18 protein-coding genes are annotated in these 18,618 nt (G+C 58.3%); 12 read left to right on the forward strand and 6 right to left on the reverse strand.

The window, feature by feature from the left end; translation table 11 throughout:
• The first annotated feature begins 108 nt into the window (after nucleotides 1-108).
• Together istA and istB are read left to right on the forward strand one after the other, a co-directional pair.
• The gene (istA, locus tag HMP09_RS11630; RefSeq protein WP_176499629.1) at nucleotides 109-1,632 is read left to right on the forward strand and encodes an IS21 family transposase; all 1,524 of its coding nucleotides are present in this window, start codon (nucleotides 109-111) and stop codon (nucleotides 1,630-1,632) included.
• Nucleotides 1,622-2,401, forward strand: coding sequence for an IS21-like element helper ATPase IstB (gene istB / locus HMP09_RS11635; protein ID WP_176499042.1), 780 nt, complete (start codon nucleotides 1,622-1,624; stop codon nucleotides 2,399-2,401). The genes istA and istB overlap by 11 nt, the downstream gene beginning before the upstream one ends.
• Nucleotides 2,402-2,541: 140 nt before the next feature.
• Here the strand turns inward: istB and HMP09_RS11640 are convergent, their stop codons facing one another.
• The 4 genes from HMP09_RS11640 to HMP09_RS11655 form a co-directional block, all read right to left on the reverse strand.
• Nucleotides 2,542-3,432, reverse strand: coding sequence for a molecular chaperone (locus tag HMP09_RS11640; RefSeq protein ID WP_176500500.1), 891 nt, complete (start codon nucleotides 3,430-3,432; stop codon nucleotides 2,542-2,544).
• A 164-nt stretch (nucleotides 3,433-3,596) separates the two neighbouring features.
• On the reverse strand, nucleotides 3,597-4,331 hold the full coding sequence (locus HMP09_RS11645; protein WP_176500501.1) for a hypothetical protein: 735 nt from the start codon (nucleotides 4,329-4,331) through the stop codon (nucleotides 3,597-3,599).
• Nucleotides 4,332-4,494: 163 nt separating this feature from the next.
• Entirely contained in the window at nucleotides 4,495-5,067 is a 573-nt protein-coding gene (locus HMP09_RS11650; RefSeq protein ID WP_176500502.1) for a hypothetical protein, read from the reverse strand.
• A 536-nt stretch (nucleotides 5,068-5,603) separates the two neighbouring features.
• A complete protein-coding gene (locus HMP09_RS11655) occupies nucleotides 5,604-6,674 on the reverse strand; it encodes an IS630 family transposase (protein ID WP_176500503.1) in 1,071 nt (356 codons plus the stop codon).
• A 319-nt stretch (nucleotides 6,675-6,993) separates the two neighbouring features.
• Between HMP09_RS11655 and HMP09_RS11660 the strand changes: the two genes are divergently transcribed.
• The 9 genes from HMP09_RS11660 to HMP09_RS11700 all read left to right on the forward strand — a co-directional run bounded on the left by HMP09_RS11660 (nucleotide 6,994) and on the right by HMP09_RS11700 (nucleotide 14,637).
• A complete protein-coding gene (locus HMP09_RS11660) occupies nucleotides 6,994-7,587 on the forward strand; it encodes a hypothetical protein (protein WP_232090201.1) in 594 nt (197 codons plus the stop codon).
• Nucleotides 7,588-8,642: 1,055 nt separating this feature from the next.
• Nucleotides 8,643-9,950 carry a tyrosine-type recombinase/integrase gene (locus HMP09_RS11665; protein WP_176500505.1) on the forward strand — a complete coding sequence of 436 codons (1,308 nt, stop codon included), beginning with the start codon at nucleotides 8,643-8,645 and terminating at the stop codon, nucleotides 9,948-9,950.
• A 222-nt stretch (nucleotides 9,951-10,172) separates the two neighbouring features.
• Complete coding sequence (locus HMP09_RS11670; protein WP_176500506.1) at nucleotides 10,173-10,373, forward strand: helix-turn-helix transcriptional regulator; 201 nt, start codon at nucleotides 10,173-10,175, stop codon at nucleotides 10,371-10,373.
• 146 nt (nucleotides 10,374-10,519) lie between these two features.
• Nucleotides 10,520-11,911 carry an AAA family ATPase gene (locus tag HMP09_RS11675; protein ID WP_197942430.1) on the forward strand — a complete coding sequence of 464 codons (1,392 nt, stop codon included), beginning with the start codon at nucleotides 10,520-10,522 and terminating at the stop codon, nucleotides 11,909-11,911.
• 218 nt (nucleotides 11,912-12,129) lie between these two features.
• The gene (locus tag HMP09_RS11680) at nucleotides 12,130-12,312 is read left to right on the forward strand and encodes a hypothetical protein (RefSeq protein ID WP_176500507.1); all 183 of its coding nucleotides are present in this window, start codon (nucleotides 12,130-12,132) and stop codon (nucleotides 12,310-12,312) included.
• 141 nt (nucleotides 12,313-12,453) lie between these two features.
• Complete coding sequence (locus HMP09_RS11685) at nucleotides 12,454-13,239, forward strand: hypothetical protein (protein ID WP_176500508.1); 786 nt, start codon at nucleotides 12,454-12,456, stop codon at nucleotides 13,237-13,239.
• 220 nt (nucleotides 13,240-13,459) lie between these two features.
• Nucleotides 13,460-13,891, forward strand: coding sequence for a hypothetical protein (locus tag HMP09_RS11690; RefSeq protein ID WP_176500509.1), 432 nt, complete (start codon nucleotides 13,460-13,462; stop codon nucleotides 13,889-13,891).
• Nucleotides 13,888-14,202 carry a hypothetical protein gene (locus tag HMP09_RS11695; RefSeq protein WP_176500510.1) on the forward strand — a complete coding sequence of 105 codons (315 nt, stop codon included), beginning with the start codon at nucleotides 13,888-13,890 and terminating at the stop codon, nucleotides 14,200-14,202. The genes HMP09_RS11690 and HMP09_RS11695 overlap by 4 nt, the downstream gene beginning before the upstream one ends.
• A gap of 3 nt (nucleotides 14,203-14,205) precedes the next feature.
• A complete protein-coding gene (locus HMP09_RS11700; RefSeq protein ID WP_176500511.1) occupies nucleotides 14,206-14,637 on the forward strand; it encodes a hypothetical protein in 432 nt (143 codons plus the stop codon).
• 72 nt (nucleotides 14,638-14,709) lie between these two features.
• On the opposite strand, the gene HMP09_RS11705 is transcribed toward HMP09_RS11700, so the two are convergent.
• The gene (locus tag HMP09_RS11705) at nucleotides 14,710-15,588 is read right to left on the reverse strand and encodes a DUF4238 domain-containing protein (protein ID WP_232090202.1); all 879 of its coding nucleotides are present in this window, start codon (nucleotides 15,586-15,588) and stop codon (nucleotides 14,710-14,712) included.
• Nucleotides 15,589-16,092: 504 nt separating this feature from the next.
• Nucleotides 16,093-16,581, reverse strand: a complete 489-nt coding sequence (locus HMP09_RS11710; RefSeq protein ID WP_232090875.1) for a Panacea domain-containing protein — start codon at nucleotides 16,579-16,581, stop codon at nucleotides 16,093-16,095.
• Between the two features lie 730 nt (nucleotides 16,582-17,311).
• Here HMP09_RS11710 and tnpC point away from each other — a divergent pair.
• Nucleotides 17,312-18,595, forward strand: coding sequence for an IS66 family transposase (tnpC, locus tag HMP09_RS11715; RefSeq protein ID WP_176499152.1), 1,284 nt, complete (start codon nucleotides 17,312-17,314; stop codon nucleotides 18,593-18,595).
• Nucleotides 18,596-18,618 lie beyond the last annotated feature (23 nt).

Raw genomic sequence — 18,618 nt, forward strand, 5'->3', positions numbered from 1 at the left:
TGATTTCCACTGAGAGCTGACCCGGAGAAGGCATAAATTTCCACCGAGAAGTGACCCGTGTCTCAACCTCACCCCGGCAGGCTGTCGGGGGATCAAGGAGTGATAGACATGGCGTTACTGAGCGTGATCCGGCGCTGGGCATTCCGGGACGGGATGTCGATCAGGGAGATAACCCGACGTACGGGGCTGTCGCGTAACACGATCCGCAAATACCTGCGGTCGGACGCGGTGGAGCCGAAGTTCGAAGTGGTCGACCGGCCGAGCAAGTTGGATCCGTTCGCCGACCGGCTATCGGGATGGTTGAAGACGGAAGCTGGCAAATCGCGCAAGCAACGGCGTACGGGCAAGCAGATCCATACCGACCTGGTCGTGCTGGGCTATGACGGGTCCTACAGTCGGGTAGCGGCCTTCATCCGGGCGTGGAAGGCCGACCGTCAGGTCCAGGAGCAGACGACGGGCCGGGGCACGTTCGTGCCGCTGGTGTTCATGCCCGGCGAAGCCTTTCAATTCGACTGGAGCGAGGACTGGGCCATCCTGGGCGGCGAACGGGTGAAGCTGCAGGCAGCGCACACCAAGCTGTCGCACAGCCGGGCGTTCATCGTGCGAGCGTATCCGCTCCAGACCCACGAGATGCTGTTCGATGCGCACCAGCATGCCTTTCGGGTGCTGGGCGGAGTGCCGCGGCGCGGGATCTACGACAACATGAAGACCGCGGTCGACCGTATCGGCACGGGCAAGGCGCGGCAGGTCAACGCGCGGTTCGCGGCGATGGCGAGCCACTATTTGTTCGAACCCGAATTCTGCAATCCGGCATCGGGCTGGGAGAAAGGTCAGGTTGAGAAGAACGTCCAGGATGCGCGTCGCCGGCTGTGGCAGCGACTGCCCGAACTTTCCGACATTGCTGCGCTCAACGCATGGCTGGAAGAGCAGTGTATCGCACAGTGGGCACAGATTCCGCACGGCAACCTTCCCGGCACCGTTGCCGAGGTATGGGCGCAAGAAGTGGCGGACCTGATGAAACCGGGGCGCCCGTTTGATGGCTTCGTCGAACATACCAAGCGGGTATCGCCGACCTGCCTCGTGCATTTCGACCGCAACCGTTACAGCGTCCCGGCTTCCTTCGCGAACCGGCCGGTGAGCCTGCGGATCTACCCTGAGCGCATCGTCGTGGTCGCGGAAGGGCGCAGGGTGTGCGAGCACGCCCGGGTGATCGACCGGGCGCACAGCTCGCCAGGACGGACTATCTACGACTGGCGCCATTATCTGGCGGTGGTTCAGCGCAAGCCGGGTGCCATGCGAAATGGTGCGCCCTTTACCGAATTGCCCGACGCCTTTCGGAAATTGCGCGAGCGATTGCTCAAGCACGCGGGCGGCGACCGGGAGATGGTCGATATCCTGGCACTGGTGCTCCAGCACGACGAACAAGCGGTGCTGTGCGCGGTCGAACTAGCGCTCGAGGCCGGCGTCGCCACTAAAACCCACATTCTCAACATCCTGCATCGGCTGGTCGACGGCAAGACCGCCAGCGTCACGCCCATCGATGCCCCACAGGCGCTCGTCCTGCGACGTGAACCCCAAGCCGATGTCGGCCGCTACGACACGCTTATGAAGGAGGTGCGCCATGCGTCATGATCCCGCCAGCGCCGCGGTCGTTGTCATGCTGCGCGATCTTCGCATGTACGGCATGGCCCAGGCCGTAGGCGACCTCATCGAACAAGGCGCGCCTGCCTTCGATGCGGCCGTTCCCATCCTGTCTCAGCTGCTCAAGGCCGAGATGGCGGAGCGCGAAGTCAGATCCATCGCCTACCAGATCAAGGCTGCAAAGCTGCCGGCGTACAAGGATCTGACCGGCTTCGATTTTACCTCCGCCGAAGTCGACGAGACCATGGTTCGCCAACTCCATCAGGGCGATTTCATCGACGGCGCCGATAACGTCGTCCTGATTGGTGGCCCCGGCACCGGCAAGACGCACATCGCTACCGCGCTCGCTGTGCAGGCCATCGAGCACCGGCGCCGGAAGGTCCGGTTTTTTGCCACCGTCGACCTGGTCAACGCGCTCGAGCAGGAGAAAGCCATGAACAAGGCCGGGCAGCTCGCCGAGCGCCTGCTTCGCCTCGATCTCGTCGTCCTCGACGAGCTGGGCTACCTGCCGTTCAGTTCCTCGGGCGGCGCCATGCTGTTCCACCTGCTCAGCAAACTCTACGAGCAGACCAGCGTCATCATCACCACGAACCTCAGCTTCAGCGAATGGGCCGGCGTCTTCGGCGACGCCAAGATGACAACCGCGCTCCTCGACCGCCTTACCCACCATTGCCACATCGTCGAGACCGGCAACGACAGCTTCCGGTTCCGCGTCCGGTCCGAGGCCGACAAACCGAAAAAGGACAAAGCCTCACCTTGACCCGCAACCCCGCGGGCATGACATGAACCCTTCGACGCGGGTCACTTCTCGATGAAAACTCCGGGTCAACTCTCAGTGAAAATCAACAACCACGATCGCGATCGCCGAAGCTGCCAACAGCAACGGCGCGCGGATCACGGTCATTTGCCGAATCTGACCTTGATCGATCCGGGCGCGAAGGCGGTGCCGGTGGGAACCCGGAAGGTGCGCACGCCGCCGAGCGCCGCCAGATAGCCGACGCCGATGTCGTGGTTCAGATCCTCGACCGACTTCACCACGCGAAGCGGCTTGCCGGCACCATCCTTCCCGTCGATCGTCCAGGTTGCACCGGCCATCATCGCATAGCGATTGCCGGTGTTGCGGACGACGAGCTCGATCCCCGGCACCGTGCCGGCCGGTGTGGCCGAGGCGGGCAGTGTCGTCGAGGCGGGCGGTGTCGTCGAGGCGGGCGGGGGCGCGCCTTCGATGCCGGGCGCAGGCTTTGCCTCGATCTCGACCGGCTTGGCGGAGACGAATTCCACCTTGGGGGTGGCCTTTGGCGGTGCGACGGTGACGAGCGCCTTCATATGATAGACGACTTGGACCTGCCCGCCGGTCGAAGCCTGCTCCGGTGCGAGCGCGATCGGCAATTGGTTGATGGATAGATAATAGCCGCGGCTCGCTGGCATGTCGGCCATGCCGGCCCATTGCAGGCGCACCACCTGACGCGCGCCGGACGGGAGCAGACCTTGCGGCGGGAAGACGAGGAAATCGCCGTCGGCCGGCGTCTCGGTCATGGCGCCCGCATCGTCATAGTCGATCCGCGTGATCCGCGTTTCGAACGGCAGGTTCACCTGGTTGAGGTTCTGCACCTCGACCCGCGCGACGGCGCCGGATCCGGTGGTGGTCATCTCGACGACCATCGGCGAGACCCGCATCGCATAGGCCGCGCCTGCCAGGCCGAGGCCTGCGCCCGACACTATGAACGCGGACCGCAGCATGCACGCGCAACGCAACAGGGTGCGCGCCAAAGACGGCACTTCACGCAACATCGAACTATCCCCCCCGGGACGTTAAGTGATTGGTCGTTCGCTACCGTGAGAGGCCAGAAGAGGGGAGGATGTGAGTCCCCCCCTCCCCGACGGTCTGGCCCTCCCCGACGGTCTGGCCCTCTTCGACGGCCTGCCCCTCTTCGACGATCTGAACCGCGTCGCGATCAGATCACGGCGAGCGTGACGGTGATGGTGTCGGAATAGGTTCCGGCGACAAGCCCCTTCGACTGCGAAGGCGCATTGACGTCCATGTTGAAGGCCGAGCGCCATGCCCCACCCGTCAACGCGTTGGTGCCCTGGTTGAAGGCCACGGCGAGGTTTTGCGTCGTACCCGCAGCGGTCGAGCCTGCCGCGACACCGGTCCATGATGCATTGACCGCATACGGAATGCGATCGGTGAACTGGTTGCTGTCGTACGAGCCCGGCGTGAAGTTCTTCAGGCCGTCGGAGCCGTTGGCCTTGGCGATCGTGACGATGTTGTCGGTGTTGCAGCCCGCGGTTGCGCTGTTGACGTTGGCAGTGACCGCATCACGCTGGTTGAAGGCGATCGAGACATTGTCGTTGTTGCCGGTGCGCACGCCGATCACGCCGAGGTTGATCGTGTGACCGGTCTGTCCGCCACCGTAGAACGAGCAGTCCTTGGTCACGACGCCCGTCAACGTGAAGCTGTTCGCGACCGTGGTCGATGCAGTTTCTGTGTTGGCCGTCGTGCTGCTGCTCTGCCGGTAGCGGCTACCCAGATCGAGGGCCTCGAAGCCAAAAGCAGCGACGTTGAAGCCCAGGACGTTGGTTGGCAGTCCATTCGAGTATGTTGTCTGCGCGGTCTTGTCGGCCATGGCAGTGCCCGATACGCCCATGATGGCGATTGCCGCGGACGCAGCTTTCAAGATGATATTCACAGTTTACCTCCAAAGCGTCGGGACTGGACTCGACGAGTTTCCACGCCCGGTATTGTTTAAACAGTCTAGAATTCAACGCCGTCGATACTGATCAGTGATATATCCATGACTAGCTGATCACGAATATGGCTGAATACGTCGATACACGGGCGGTATATCTGCCCTAACTCGGAGATACCGTAATGGTCAGTATCTCCGAATATTGCCCAGCAAGAAGTCCGGCTTCGCGAGAGGGCAGACCCAGTGTTATGGACAATGCAAATCCTTCCATGGCAATGCCATCACGACTGGACAGCGTGGCACCACCGAGCAGATCTCGGCTAGAGAAGTTCCGACCGATTAGTGATGGCGACGGTTTGCGGACAGGGATCGCAACAGTCATCGTAAAGGGCAAAGTCCCGGCAAAGGGGCCTTGTCCCTGCGGATATTGCAGATTGGCCAGGCCGCCATGTGCCGCTTGAATTTTCATATCGAACGGCACGTTGCAGAGAAACTGCACATGCGTGGCCGCCGTCAGTCCCGGGCGGGTAATGTCGCCAAACGCCATGGTGCCGATCTGACCAATCGCACACTGCTCGCCGACGCGTCCGTGCAAACTCAGTTCGATCGACTTGGCAGAGTCGAGCGGTTCGCAAAACGCGGGCGAAATACTCAGTATTGCGAACACGATAAGGCCTGGAATGCTCCGCAGGCCCCGAGATAGAATTTGCAGAACGTCCCAGTCAACGATGCTCACACCGCCCTCCCAGATGAAATCATAATGCCGCGAACATAGTTCATTACAAGATAATAATTTTCTCCAGGTACAGATCATATTGATCGATAACGTCTTACTGATTGTTCGCTTATCTTTATCTTTGGCGTCGGTGTCGAATCATTAGGCAATGAATACTGTTAGGAATCTACAACTTGTAAGAAACTCTAACCGTCAAAGGTAGGTTATTTACATAGATCAGTACATCATGGTCTAACATCGAACGACAGAATACTCCAATGTCGTGATTTGCTGCGGTTATAGTTTATGACACTTTCAGGACTTGGTTACTTCGTGAGGTGCGCGTCGTCCTAGTTAACACTCGACGTGCAATCAGTTCGGCTAGATGTCGACGTCGCCACCCCCTTCAGGGTCATCGTGCGAAGGGTTCAGCATCACCGGCGCATGTACCGCCTTCGAAAATATGTATTCAGATGCGGTGGGCAGGGAGCTGAACCGAGCCAAACGGGTGCATCGAACAACAGAGACCCGTTTTGGCGCTGCACTAGTGCACTGACTCAGTCAGATGGTGCAGGTAGCCTGGCGAGCTTGTCGAAGATTTCTGCGGCGGGCTTGGTCCAAACGAAGGGTTTGGGGTCGTCGTTGTGTTCCTTGAGGTAGCGTTTGATGGCAGCCTGAAGGTCGACGATGCCGCTGAAGGCGCCGCGCCGCAGTCGCTGCCGGGTAAGGATCGAGAAGAAGCCTTCGACGGCATTGAGCCACGAGGCCGAGGTTGGCGTGAAGTGGAAGGTCCACCGCGGATGGCGATCGAGCCAGGCTCTGACCTTGGGATGTTTGTGAGTGCCGTAATTGTCCATGATCGCGTGGACGTCCTTCCCGACGGGGACTTCGCGTTCGATGGCGTTGAGGAAGCGAATGAATTCCTGATGGCGGTGCTGCTGCATGCAGCGACCGATCACCGCACCATCGAGGATGTTGAGGGCGGCGAACAGGGTCGTGGTCCCATGCCGCTTATAGTCATGGGTCATGGTGCCGCATTTGCCGGGCTTGAGCGGCAGCCCCGGCTGAGTGCGGTCCAGCGCCTGGATCTGGGACTTCTCGTCGATCGACAGCACCAGGGCGTGAGCCGGCGGGTGCATGTAGAGGCCGACAACGTCTTCCACCTTGGCGGCAAAAGCGGGGTCCCTCGATCGCTTGAATGTCCTGATGCGGTGCGGCTGAAGCCGGTTGGCAGCCCAGATGCGCTGGATCGTGCTCAGGGATACGCCCATGGCCTTGGCCATCGCCCGGCCGGTCCAGTGAGTAACCTCTCCTGGCGGCTCGGCGCAGGTCAGCGCCAGGATCTTGGCCACGACTGCCGTGGTGAGCGGCGCTCTGCCGGGCGGCCGCGTCTTGTCGCGGAGCAACCCCTCCACGCCTTGCGCGGCATAGCGGGCCTGCCAGCGCCAGACGGCCGGTCGACTGGCACCGGTCCGCCGCGCCACCTCCTGCACGGTCAGACGCTCAGACGAGACCAGGACGATTCTGGCACGCTGAACGTGCTTGAGCGCCCGGTTCCGGTCGGCGACGACCGCCTCCAACCGATCAAGGTCTTTGGAATTCACGATCACACATACGGTCTGGGACATGCCGTCAGACTCGCACACTGCCAACCGAATGTGAATCACCCGATCGGGTCAGTGCACTAGCGATGGTCGGCGCCTTGATCGCTTACGCGCCGGCACCTGTGTGGAGAGGCGCCAAAGACGGAGGGCCGTTCTCATCGGCGCTTGCAGTGCCACCAAATACCACACCGGTTCGGCCCTGGAGTGGGATTACGATTACGTGCCATCAGAGAGACACGCTGGCCGAGTACACGGATGTATGCGGCCAATGTCCCTATGCTGATCTCTATCGAATGCTTCTCGGCATAGACGAGTTAGCCAATTGAATTTTGAGTTGAATAGCATGCCGCCAATTGATCATATCAAGAGGTATCTCGCCGGTAAGACGGCGCTGGACTCGTTCTATGACACGCCAACGAACGATAGAGATCTTCAGGCGTATCTGGAACAGGTTACCGACATTCCACCATATACCAATGATGGCGACCTTTTACTATACATACTGAATCAAAACCCGGCCGCCGCCGCAGCCGACGTCAACATCAAGGACGCTCTTTCTAAGCTTCTAAACGGTTTATCAGTCGAGCATCAGCTAGACATGGCATCGTCAAGCCGATACGAATTAGTCTTCGATGCCACGCCAGCCTGGCTTTCCCTCCCCGAGACGTACGTCACTATGTTGCTCGCAACGGTCTCGGAAACGGGTAGGCGCGCGGCCAGAATTACGGCGATCAAGAGCAATATATCGGAAGACTTCCGCTACCTAAAGTCATCGCCGAAGTGGCTTCAGGAGCCTGCATGGATGTTCACTGGAGACCGACCGTCGATCTTCATCGGCCAGCTCGATCTAGCGGACCTTCTACATGATATTGCGCAGGTCTATATGTTTTTCGACGCCGAAGATCAAGTATTCAGCACGGTCACACAATGTTTCTAATGCTGGTGAATGTCATGGTCGACTGATCCGATCCTCGAATTCATAAACCCGATTGTCTTCATTATCACAGATCTTTTCTATCAACGCCTACGCTGGCCCGACGGTTCATAGTACAGGTTTCTCTCATAGAGGGAATGACCCTGGCGTATTTCGTTGCGATGCAAAGACTCATTCTCGCGAGTAAAAAGGCAGATCTTGCCATCGGCGATCAGGAATCGGGAACAGTCACAAACCATCATCGGTGGATATTCGGTCCATCTCTAGCCGACGATATCGCATCTGCGGGGTATCGATCTATCCCGGTTCTTCAGAATGCTGGCGGTATGGCTGCGCTACTGCGTCGTCGAGCATGGTAGCACCCTGTTCGATGACAATTTCGAGATCACGCAGGATACGCGCGATGCACTTACAAGCACTATGATCGCCGAAACCAGTCCTGAGCACCGTGACGCCGCAATACGCTTCTTACCAGCCGTAATTCAGATCCACCGTCGTCGGCTTGGGAGAACGCTCACAGCACGGTCTTCATGATCATCATTGCCATAATGGCACGGACTGACACGGACTGACACGGACTTTCTACCGCTGGGGCCAGCTAGGGCCAATCCAAACACCAACCCGTTTGATCTTTAAAAGTCACCGTACACGCGCAGGACTTCTCAAGGTCAACGTGAATGCCCTTGTACAATCTACGCGGTCGGCGCCGAAATCATCAGGGTGAGTTGGCGAACACAGAATATAATGCTCGATGTCGACCACATATCTGCAAGGCCTGCCCGCCAGATAACGGCAACACGGTTCGATCCGACGGCGGCCAACGCAGTGGCCAAGCGCCCATTATTCTCAGAATGAAAGCAACAGCCACTGGCGGAGACGGAGTCCTTAGTTACGAATCGACACTAGCCGTCATTGGCCGTCAGAAGCGTACCTAACTGATTGATTATCCGTACTATTGCCCCGTCATAGGTAGTCACGGTTAGTCAGGGTTGAAAGTGCTTGGCGAGCCGAATTGGTCAGTGTCAGACGTTGCACTAACCAATGATTGGACGCCCGTTATGCCCCTCACCACCCGCACCATTCGAACGCTAGTGAAGTCCCAACGCCCCGGTATGTGGGCGGGACGCAACGGTCTGAACCTGATCATCTCCATCAGCGGATCGGCTACGTGGGCGCTTCGCTATTCGACGCAGGACGGCAAGCGGCGATTGATGAAACTGGCGGACTATGAACCGATTGACGAAGCGGCCCTTGCCGGGTTGGAAGCCGACGCGGCGGAACACCGTAAAGCGATCAAGGCGGGCAACGATCCCCTAGCCGAACGCGAAGCCGCTGACCGCGCGGCAGACGTTGAAACTACCAATCCGACCGGCGACACGTTCAAGGAAGCGGCGTTGACCTACATCGCGGAAAACAAGGCGGGATGGAAAAACCCTAAGCATTGCCAGCAATGGGAAAACACGCTGACCACCTACGCGTATCCGATCATTGGCGATAAGCTAGCGCACGAAGTGACGATGGATGATGTGAAACGCGTCCTTCAACAGCCGTATGAGCGGAACGGGACGAAGGCGACGCTATGGACAGGCGCACGCGAGACGGCGACCCGCGTCCGTTCACGCGTCGAAATCGTCATCAACGCAACCAAGGCCAAAGCCATTGCCGATAACAGCAACGCGCAGCGGCAGGCGCTTTGGCGCAACCATCACAATCCCGCCGATTGCGCGAGCCTTCGCTATGCCGGTTTGAACGGCAAACAGACCAAGTCCAATTTCAAGGCGATGGACTGGAAAGCCGTGCCCGCGTTCATGGCGGACATCATGGCGAAGGTGGATTATTCCGCAAAGGCGCTGGCGCTGACCATACTTTGCGCGACGCGATCGAACGAAACACTTAATGCCACATGGTGCGAATTCGATTTGGACAATGCCACTTGGACCATCCCCGCCGATCGCATGAAAATGGGGAAGGAACATCGCGTACCGTTATCGACCACCGCATTGACGATCTTGAAGAACACACTGCGGGTCGAAGGTAATCCGTTTGTTTTCCCCGGAGCGAAGCGCGAGCGTCCGTTGTCGAACATGGCAATGCTAGAAATGCTACGCGGCATGAGAAAGGACGAAGGGCTTACCGTTCACGGCTTTCGATCAGCATTTCGCGATTGGATTACCGAAACGACGCTGCACCCGGACGCTATTGCAGAACAAGCGCTAGCACATGCGATCGACAACAAGGTTGAACGCGCATATCGACGCGGCGACGCCTTTGAACGACGCAAAGACCTAATGCAGCAATGGTCCGATTACCTAACGATGGACCATGCACAATATGGAAAATCATGGACTAAATTCATAGCACTATAAAATCGGCCCGCTTCGGCGGGCCTTTTCTTTTGTATCGTGTTGACTAGTTGTGACTGCTGACGCATATCTCTGGCGATAGCTAGCCCGTTGAATGACGGGCGGTGGTCGGGTCGGATGACCCATACCGGTAAGACCGGGGAAAGGGCCGGATAGCCCAAGCCGCTTGGACCGGCGCACGCGGGTGGATGCCTGCACACCCCATCGAAATCATGAGGCTATCCGATGACCAACATCACCGTTTTGACTGTCGAACAGGCGTGTAAGGAACTCTCCCTCTCCGAACCGACGATGCGGCGCTACGCCAAGGCCGATCCCGAATTCCCGCAAAAGGTCCGATTGTCCGCGCGACGCGTCGGCTATCTGCGGCGCGATATCGAGACATATTTGGACCGCCAGCGCGCAGCGGCTTCGCTTCGTAACTGATCATGACGGGTGAATTGGTGAGAGATTTACGTCACTCACCACAAATTCTCACATGATTTCAGGGAGATTGGCGGAGCATTACTCCGTCACACCCAAAAAATAGCCCGGCAACGCTTTGGTAGAGCGCGCCGGGCGGGGATGATCAAATGACAACGAACAATATACCGCCGCCCGCACCGGTCGGCAATCCAGTCGCTATGCCAGCGTCAACGGTGATCCCGTCCATGTCGGTCAATCCCTTCACCGGCGATGATGATAGCGGATCGCCAGCGCGTCCCATGATGCAACCGGCACCGAACCTTCACACCTCGTCACCACTGCCCGCAGCCGGTGCCGCACCGGGGGGATTGCACCCGCCCATGATGGCACCAGCGCCAATCACGCAACAGATACCCCAGGGCAGTCCTATGGCAGCGCCGGTCGTCAATATGGGGATAGAGCAAACCCCATCATCGCCCGGCATGCCAATGGCCGCGACACCCGCCGCCGTGCCCCCACCGCCGCCAATCGTCGAATGGTTTGACGGTGGCGATTTGCGTGGCGCACCGCCAAAAAGCGAATGGCTAGTTGACGAAATGATCCCGATGAACACCGTCACTTTGATGCAAGGCGATGGCGGGACCGGAAAGTCGTTACTCGCGCTGCAACTTGCCGCTGCACTGTCGATTGGACGACCGTGGTTGCCCGGAAAATGGCTAGTTAAGGGACGGACGGTTTATATTTCGGCCGAAGATGACCGATCGGAACTCCATCGCCGGTTATCCGCCATCGCAGAGTTTAACCACGTAAATACGACCGACTTCGCGGGGATCACCATCGCGGATTTGGCGAGCAAGGACGCGCTACTTGCTTCGGTCGGCAAAGACGGGACATTACGACCATCGCCGTTGTTTGAGTTGATCAACACGAAGATTGCCAGCATCGCACCGCGATTGGTCGTAATTGACACGTTAGCAGATACCTACCCCGGCAATGAAAATGATCGGGCGCAGGCACGTCAGTTTATCAGCTTGTTGCGCCGAATAGCGATGACGCATCAATGTGCCGTCCTGTTGTTGGCCCACCCATCGCTGACCGGGATCAGCACCGGGACCGGCGCGAGCGGATCGACTGGATGGAACAATAGCGTTCGTTCTCGTCTCTACTTTGAACGCATTAAGGACACCTACGGGATTGAAAGCGATCCCAATGCGCGACGATTAAAAGTGATGAAGAGCAATTACGGACGCACCGGATTAGAAATACCCGTCTCGTGGAAAAACGGCGTTTTCATTGCCAGTCAGGGCGGGGGGAACGTTGACAATAACGCGCACGCTGAAAGGGTATTCCTTAGCTTGATCGAACAGCTTGCGGGTCAGGACCGCTACCTGAACCACAATTACGCACCAAAGAACTTATCCGAAATGCCGACATCGGAAGGGCTAACTAAAAAAGCTATGAAGGACGCGATGGAGCGGCTGTTCGCAAATGGCAAAATTGGGAAGCGGACGATTGTCGAAAATAAGCGTTCACGTTCGGTAATTATGATCCTGCCATAAATCATGGACTACACAACCCCGGTGCAACCCTGAAATTTGGACGCCGAAACCCCCGTGCAAGTGGGGGTGCAACCCTCGTGAAACCCCCGTGCAAGTGGGTGCACACACACCCCCTATAACCCCTAAGCATGTGCGCGCTTTTGGGCGCTGCGCACATGCTATAAATTATCGTCCAATCGCCATGATTTGGACGAAACTGTCCCATCGCTAATTACGACATGGTCCATGATCACGATGCGGATGCAGCGTCCGCCGTTGCCGCGTTGATCGTGCTGATATTGCTGATGATCCGGCAAGCGTTTCCTTTCTCCTCACCAATTTGCTTACCGATGGTCGATACGATGATCGTTTCGATGGTCGATGCGATGGTCATCCTTGCAATAGAACCGGGTGTTTACTGATGATCGTCGAAGTATAGATCACGTTGTTCGAGCTATCTCCACCCAAATGCGCTAAGACTATTAGAATTTATCGGACCAATACTTGAAAATGGCGAAAAGCGTTCTAGTTTAGCGTCCAAGGGTCAAATCTAGGAGGCTACAATGAACATTCGATTTGCTACTACGTCGCGAGCGGCCATCATCACGGCCAACAACGATGCCGGGGACCAACAGGCGGTTGCCGCCATCGCGACCGTCCTAGAAGACGTGGACAGTCCGGTTCGCTTGCAGGCAGTCGCTGTAAGGGAAGCCGCTGAAAGCTTCGCCTCGACCGCGTCCAGCATCATCACGACCTATTCGATCGCGGCACGTTCCACGCAGCTTCGCACCGTAGCGGTGCGAACCCTCGCAGGACCGACGCAGCGCATGATTGCAGCGGGACAGGCCGAAGCGCGTGCCATCGCCGCCGCATGGACGCGTCTGACCTCTGTCCCACCCGCTGACGCCACCACTGCGGGGCTTCGCCAGCATGACCGGACGGAATTTACCCGGCTAGCCATTGGCGACAAGGCGGCTTGGATCGAACAGGGGGATGTTGATCAGCTTGGCGCGGTTATCGAAGCGGGTAGCGCACGTTTTTCCGATGTGACGGCACCTATTTGGGATCGGCTCGAAGAACGATACGCCGCGCTCAACTTCATCCGCATGGCAGGCACCGCCGCTGACTTCGCCCGCAAGCCTACCGTCGATGATCCGATCGCTACCGGCGTCGATATGGACGCTGCGGAACGCGCAGCCGCGAAGGGATTGGAGCGCCACCACGAACGCAGCGAAATTACCGAAGCGGTTGAACAGTCGGTGCGAGGGATCACCACGATCGTGGCGCTGACGTGTGAATTGGACATGGTTAGCGCTTTCGCGCTGATTACCGAGAAGGTGCCAGCGTGATCACCGGGCCACAATTACCCGCAACGGTGACATTGCCGATCACGCCAAAGATCGATGCACGATCGCTTAGGAACGCCTTTGGCGCGACCAAGCAATGCATATGGTTTTGGCGGGATCGGTTCGATTTCCCCGCCTCCGAACATCGTGGTCCTTATTCGACTACAGACACGGCGGCTGTTGCCGCTTGGATCGTCGCACGTGGGGGCAAGGTGATTTGGTCATGAGCGAGACACCGCCGATAATTCCCGTTGATCAGCGGTCAGCCGCGCGCGATCAGCTTGGACGCTTCGGGCCGGGCAACCCCGGTCGAACCCCCGGCAGTAAGAATACGGTTAGCCGTGTGGCACTGACCGCCGTCCAAAATCTATCGAGCCTCGCAGTGATGAAATTGCGCGAACGGATCGACGCTGGCGATATGCAGGCGATCCGTCTTTGCCTTGAATTCACGCTTCCACGTGGCGGACGGACGATCGATCTCGACACCGCTAATCCGATGGCATGGGCCGATGCGATGGCCGAAGGCGAGATTTCGCCCACCGAAGCCGCGACCGCTGCGCAAGCGTTGGTGCGACTGTCCGAAGTTGCCCAAATCGAAGAGTTACGCCGCAGGATCGATGAACTCGAAACGGCGCTACCAGCACGTCAGCGATGACCCGAATTGCCGGCCTTCGTCGCCGTCTCGATGCCATCACCGTCACGTTCAGCGGGACGCTCGCCGCCAAGCTGATCAAGCTGACCGTCGATCAGCGGCGTCAATACGATGAATGGCGGGATCGGATGGCAGTGTTTTACGCCTCTTACCCGGACGGCGAAGCATATGGCCAAATGATCAACGGGGATGGACCTTCGCCGCTTCCCCGCGACGTTCGGCTAGCATTGTTCGGCGCGACCATCGGCATTCCTACGGGCGCGACCGAAGCACAAGCTGGTGAAATTTACCGCCGCGTTGCACTTGGAGATTGAAACATGAAATTAGTCCACGTCGATGAACCGTCCATACTGCTACTATTGGATGACGCCTTAAACATCGTCCAAGCGTGGCGCGTGCGGCGAAACAAGCGGTTGGCAGCTTGCGTGATCCGTGTCACCGGTTTGCGATCCACCGCGCACGGACGACCGGCGCTCCGCGACGATCATCTTGAAACGGACGGGCTAGGTTGCATCCGCCTTCTATTGTGGATCACCAACGAAAGACCGGGCGCCAGCACCAAGGCCAACTTTCACCGGTTCGAACGGATGTTCAGTGACAACCCAACCGACGCGATCACGGCGACGTTGCGCATCTTAACCGGCAACGAAGCGCGAGCAGCGGGCGAAACATCGTATTTCATTTCGCAACAGTGGGCACATCATCCCGATGAAATGGCGGCAATCAAAGCGCTTGGCGGAATGCGCTAGGACGGCGAGCCGTGGACGTTCGTTCGCCGTTCCGAGACTATGAGGCGTTTAAGAATGCCCGCGCAGTCGGACCTAGAACGGCCGGTCGCGACTCCGATCGTATTTCGTCTCCAGCTTGCCATCAACCCAGCGCGACCCGAACGGCGACGGTGCCGGTACCCCAAAATGTTTTGCGATGAAGTCGATCGGCGGCGGTGATTTCGAGAAGACGAAGCGCTTGGCGCCCGCGAGCATCATGCGGTTGTAGCGGGCGACGCCGCGTGCATTGACCCGTGATATCCATAGGCCGCCGGTATAGGCGTCGGGCAGTGGTAATACGTTAAACGCAAGCTTGGGGGTCAGCGGCGCATAGAGATCGAACGGCATCGGCCGCTTACTCCACGGCTCCCGTGCCGCCACCCCGCCGTCCGCGAACAGGAACTCGCGATCGCAATCCGCGATCATGAGAATGATATACCCGTCTGCGATCGCTTCACGATACACATCATAGAGGTAAAGCATGTTCTCGAGCGCAAAACCGCGAAACGTTGAGGGGTCAACGGGGAGATCGCCCGAGCCATTATTCGCGCGATGCCAGTCAGTGAGCTTGGTAAGATATGACGGGCTGCGCACTACCAAGGCCGCGAGGTAATTGGCGATTGCAATGCGAACCGGTGTGGCCAGCGGCATGCGCTCATCATAGTCGCCTACGATGAAACCCAACTCCTGCACCTCCTTGCGCTGAATCGGATCGCCGCGTCCGGGGAGTTTGCGTCGCTGAATGCCATCGAGCGTCAACACCTGAGAGAGCGCACTTGCGAAAGGCGTCTCGATCTCGCGCGAAAACCAGCGCTCAATTTCCCTATCCTTGGCGCCGCTTGGGTCAAGCCTCGTATATAGCTCTCCCTCAACGCCAACCTTGGAGGGCGGCGCACGGAACGTCGTGCCGTCAGTACGCACGACATGAAGCATGCCGTCTGCTCCGGCCCATTGACCTGACTGGACATTAGGCCACCAATGATGTCGCTTGGGCTCATTCATCGGTAAAGCGTAAAGCGCAGGGGGGCGAACGCCGCAAGTTGTTCCCGATCAGCGAACGCCCTGTTCGCGGTGAGATCACCGAACCGGCCAAACAGCGCGCCCTCGGTAGATGGCTAGCTGCACGCCGTGGCGTGACGGACCGAGCGCAACGGACACGACCTCACGAAATCGGTTACTGGATTGGCGACTACACCTATGCCCTTGCGCAACAAAGGCGGCCAAATCAGCCTGATAGCTTCGATTTAAGGCGGAGGATTGATCCGCCTTCCACCTGGGCTAAGACCGTAGCTCGCCTAGAACCAAGGGTTGCACCATTCCGGTAACGTAACGACGGTTAGCGACATCAATGAACTTCGTCACAGCTGGCGTCAAACCGTTGACTTTACCGGGGCAGGACGTCGCTCGAATGTGAGAGGCGAGTACGTACGCTCAATATCAATGACTGAGGACGAATGGCCGTTTATAGGCAAGCTCTAGGTAGTGCCGTGCGATCAACTCGTCAGGAATATCCTTAGAGCTGCCCCTCCCGTCGTCATATATATGCGACCAAGGCGTATCTGATTCGTGCGTAATACGGGACAGCGCAAACGCATGCATGTCACCGTATGTCGAGACGACGGACTTCAAAACGGAACGGTGAGCATCATCCAGCGCCGCCGCATAAGGCAATCCGAAATTGCTCGTTGCCATTGCGGTGATTGGACGAGAGCCGAAACTACGAAATTCCCGGTAAACCGAAGGAAAGACGGGTCCGTGCTGCCACGCTTCTGGCGACTCGTTGACCAGCGGGCGATGCAGCAGCCCTAGCGACCACCCGTGAGAGATATACACGAGCTTGAGTAGCTGCATGATTGTCAGCTGCTTACCTTGGGCGTGAGCTTCGACCAGAATGCTGTTGGCGATCGCTAGAGGCGGGTAGGCCATCGCCAAAGTGCCTTCCTTTCGGGCTACGCAGGTAAAATAGCGGCACGCATCGCCGCATCGAGAGATAGCTCATTTCGCCCTGAAGTGCCTAGATGTCAACAGTGGGGCTTGACATACGCGTATAACGAGGACGGCACGGAAAAGTTTCTAGCGCTTTCCTGCAATGGCAATGCTCGAAAGTTTGAAAACGCTAGATAGTAGACTTTACGTGATTCAAACCAGAGATGTAGGGTCCGCACGCTTGTTCAACGCACGTAGAAGCATCGGATGAATCGCGAAAGTTGTATCATCATTCAACGCGCCATAATCTAAGAGTGGCTCATTCCGAAAACTCCACTCATACAAGCCGCCCTTGCGAAATCGGACTCCTATTGCTCCAATTATATAAAGTATTTCTAAAAATGTCTTTCTCAAGTTATTATAATGCCCACCGCGAGTGATGAGATCGCACTCGCTTACAAATCGCCCGTGAGCGGCTATAATATCACCAGCCATTAGGTTAATGCACAAGCTCTCTAATACACGTTCCGAGACGTCTTTCGCAGAGAACCTAACATCTAAATCTCGCAACACATTGAGTGGTTGCTCTAAATCGCCATACGCTTCACGCCACTCGTCAGCTATCGATCTTAATCTCTTTCTAGAATAGCTTGCTTCTGCGTTACGCACAGTTTTCTGGTAATTACCCACCCCCCTTGCGGACGAGCGCGATCGCTGATTCAAAGGGTGTATGGGTCGTCCGGATCTTGAGCGCCTGAGCCGCGAAGAACTGATCGAGCTGGTGCTGCGCCTGCAGCGCCCGGCCAAGACGTCGCAGACCTCGTCGAAGCCGCCCTCGACCGACCGCAAGGAGCGGCGCGAGTCCTCGCGGCCGGGCGGGGCAAAGCCGGGCCACGAGGGACATAGCCGGATACGAGGCGACGCATTCGATCGCGCAATTGATCATCGTCCGGACACCTGCACCGGCTGTTGTGCGGCACTACCGGTCGATCTGGCTGCCGAGACCGTCAGCGAGCACGACACGGTCGAACTTCCGCCGATCACGCCCATTGTAGAGCGCCACAGACGGTTGTCGGTTCGTTGCCCATCGTGCGGGATGCGCGTGGCAGCGGCTCTACCGGACGCTGCGAAAGGAACGCCGTTCGGCGCACGGATCCATGCGATCGCGACCTATCTGAAGACCTTTCAGGCGCTGTCCTACGAACGACTTCAGGGAGCGTTTGCCGACCTGTTCGCCCTGACGATCAGTCAGGGCGGCCTGATGAACATGCTCCGCCGTGCACAGGAGCACTTCGTGGACGGACGCGAGGACGCGGTGTCGAGCTTGCGTCAGGCAAGCGTCGTCAGCTCGGATGAGACCGGGGTGCGTATCGAAGGCAGCAACTCATACCACTGGGTTTTTCGGTGCGACCGTGCCGTCGTTCACACAGCGGCCCCGACCCGCGGCGCGATCGTGGTACGCACCATGATGGACGGGCATCGCCCGGACGTCTGGTGCTCTGACCGCTATGCAGCCCAGCAAGGTCATGCCGATGCACACCAGGCCTGCCTCGCCCATCTTGCGCGCGATGTCGCCTACGCGCTTCAGAACAGTGAGGACTTCTTGCCGATGCGCCTCAAACTATGGCTTGGTAAGGCGTTCAGACTGGCCAGGGACATCCGCCATCTCGCACGATCCACGATTGCCGCCAGGCGACGCGCTCTGGAGCGAACCATCGGCGATATCCTCAGTACGGCGACGGCGTGCGATCTGACCCGAAAGCTCCAGAACAAGTTTGCTCGCGCCAGAGAGCAGCTCCTGACCTTTGCCTATTGGCCCGGCCAGGTCGAGCCGACCAACAACGCGTGCGAGCGCGACCTTCGCCCCGCTGTCATCCAGCGCAAGGTCACCAACGGATACCGCGCCATGTGGGCCGCCCAAGGCGAAGCCGATGTCAGGACCGTCGTCGCCACCGCACGTCTCACGCCTGGCGCCAACATCTTCGGTACGATCGCAGCAACCCTGGGCGCCTAAAAATCCGTCAGATTTGGGGGTGG

The organism is Sphingomonas sp. HMP9, assembly GCF_013374115.1.
Lineage (GTDB): Bacteria > Pseudomonadota > Alphaproteobacteria > Sphingomonadales > Sphingomonadaceae > Sphingomonas.

Excerpts from the sequence above, each read along its gene's own strand:
- HMP09_RS11675 (WP_197942430.1), top strand. The coding sequence starts at position 10,520 with ATGACAACGAACAATATACCGCCGCCCGCACCGGTCGGCAATCCAGTC.
- HMP09_RS11670 (WP_176500506.1), top strand. The coding sequence starts at position 10,173 with ATGACCAACATCACCGTTTTGACTGTCGAACAGGCGTGTAAGGAACTC.
- HMP09_RS11680 (WP_176500507.1), top strand. The coding sequence starts at position 12,130 with ATGGTCCATGATCACGATGCGGATGCAGCGTCCGCCGTTGCCGCGTTG.
- HMP09_RS11640 (WP_176500500.1), bottom strand. The coding sequence starts at position 3,432 with ATGTTGCGTGAAGTGCCGTCTTTGGCGCGCACCCTGTTGCGTTGCGCG.
- istA (WP_176499629.1), top strand. The coding sequence starts at position 109 with ATGGCGTTACTGAGCGTGATCCGGCGCTGGGCATTCCGGGACGGGATG.
- HMP09_RS11665 (WP_176500505.1), top strand. The coding sequence starts at position 8,643 with ATGCCCCTCACCACCCGCACCATTCGAACGCTAGTGAAGTCCCAACGC.
- tnpC (WP_176499152.1), top strand. The coding sequence starts at position 17,312 with ATGGGTCGTCCGGATCTTGAGCGCCTGAGCCGCGAAGAACTGATCGAG.
- HMP09_RS11695 (WP_176500510.1), top strand. The coding sequence starts at position 13,888 with ATGACCCGAATTGCCGGCCTTCGTCGCCGTCTCGATGCCATCACCGTC.
- istB (WP_176499042.1), top strand. The coding sequence starts at position 1,622 with ATGCGTCATGATCCCGCCAGCGCCGCGGTCGTTGTCATGCTGCGCGAT.
- HMP09_RS11705 (WP_232090202.1), bottom strand. The coding sequence starts at position 15,588 with ATGCTTCATGTCGTGCGTACTGACGGCACGACGTTCCGTGCGCCGCCC.
- HMP09_RS11710 (WP_232090875.1), bottom strand. The coding sequence starts at position 16,581 with ATGGCCTACCCGCCTCTAGCGATCGCCAACAGCATTCTGGTCGAAGCT.
- HMP09_RS11685 (WP_176500508.1), top strand. The coding sequence starts at position 12,454 with ATGAACATTCGATTTGCTACTACGTCGCGAGCGGCCATCATCACGGCC.
- HMP09_RS11700 (WP_176500511.1), top strand. The coding sequence starts at position 14,206 with ATGAAATTAGTCCACGTCGATGAACCGTCCATACTGCTACTATTGGAT.
- HMP09_RS11690 (WP_176500509.1), top strand. The coding sequence starts at position 13,460 with ATGAGCGAGACACCGCCGATAATTCCCGTTGATCAGCGGTCAGCCGCG.
- HMP09_RS11660 (WP_232090201.1), top strand. The coding sequence starts at position 6,994 with ATGCCGCCAATTGATCATATCAAGAGGTATCTCGCCGGTAAGACGGCG.
- HMP09_RS11655 (WP_176500503.1), bottom strand. The coding sequence starts at position 6,674 with ATGTCCCAGACCGTATGTGTGATCGTGAATTCCAAAGACCTTGATCGG.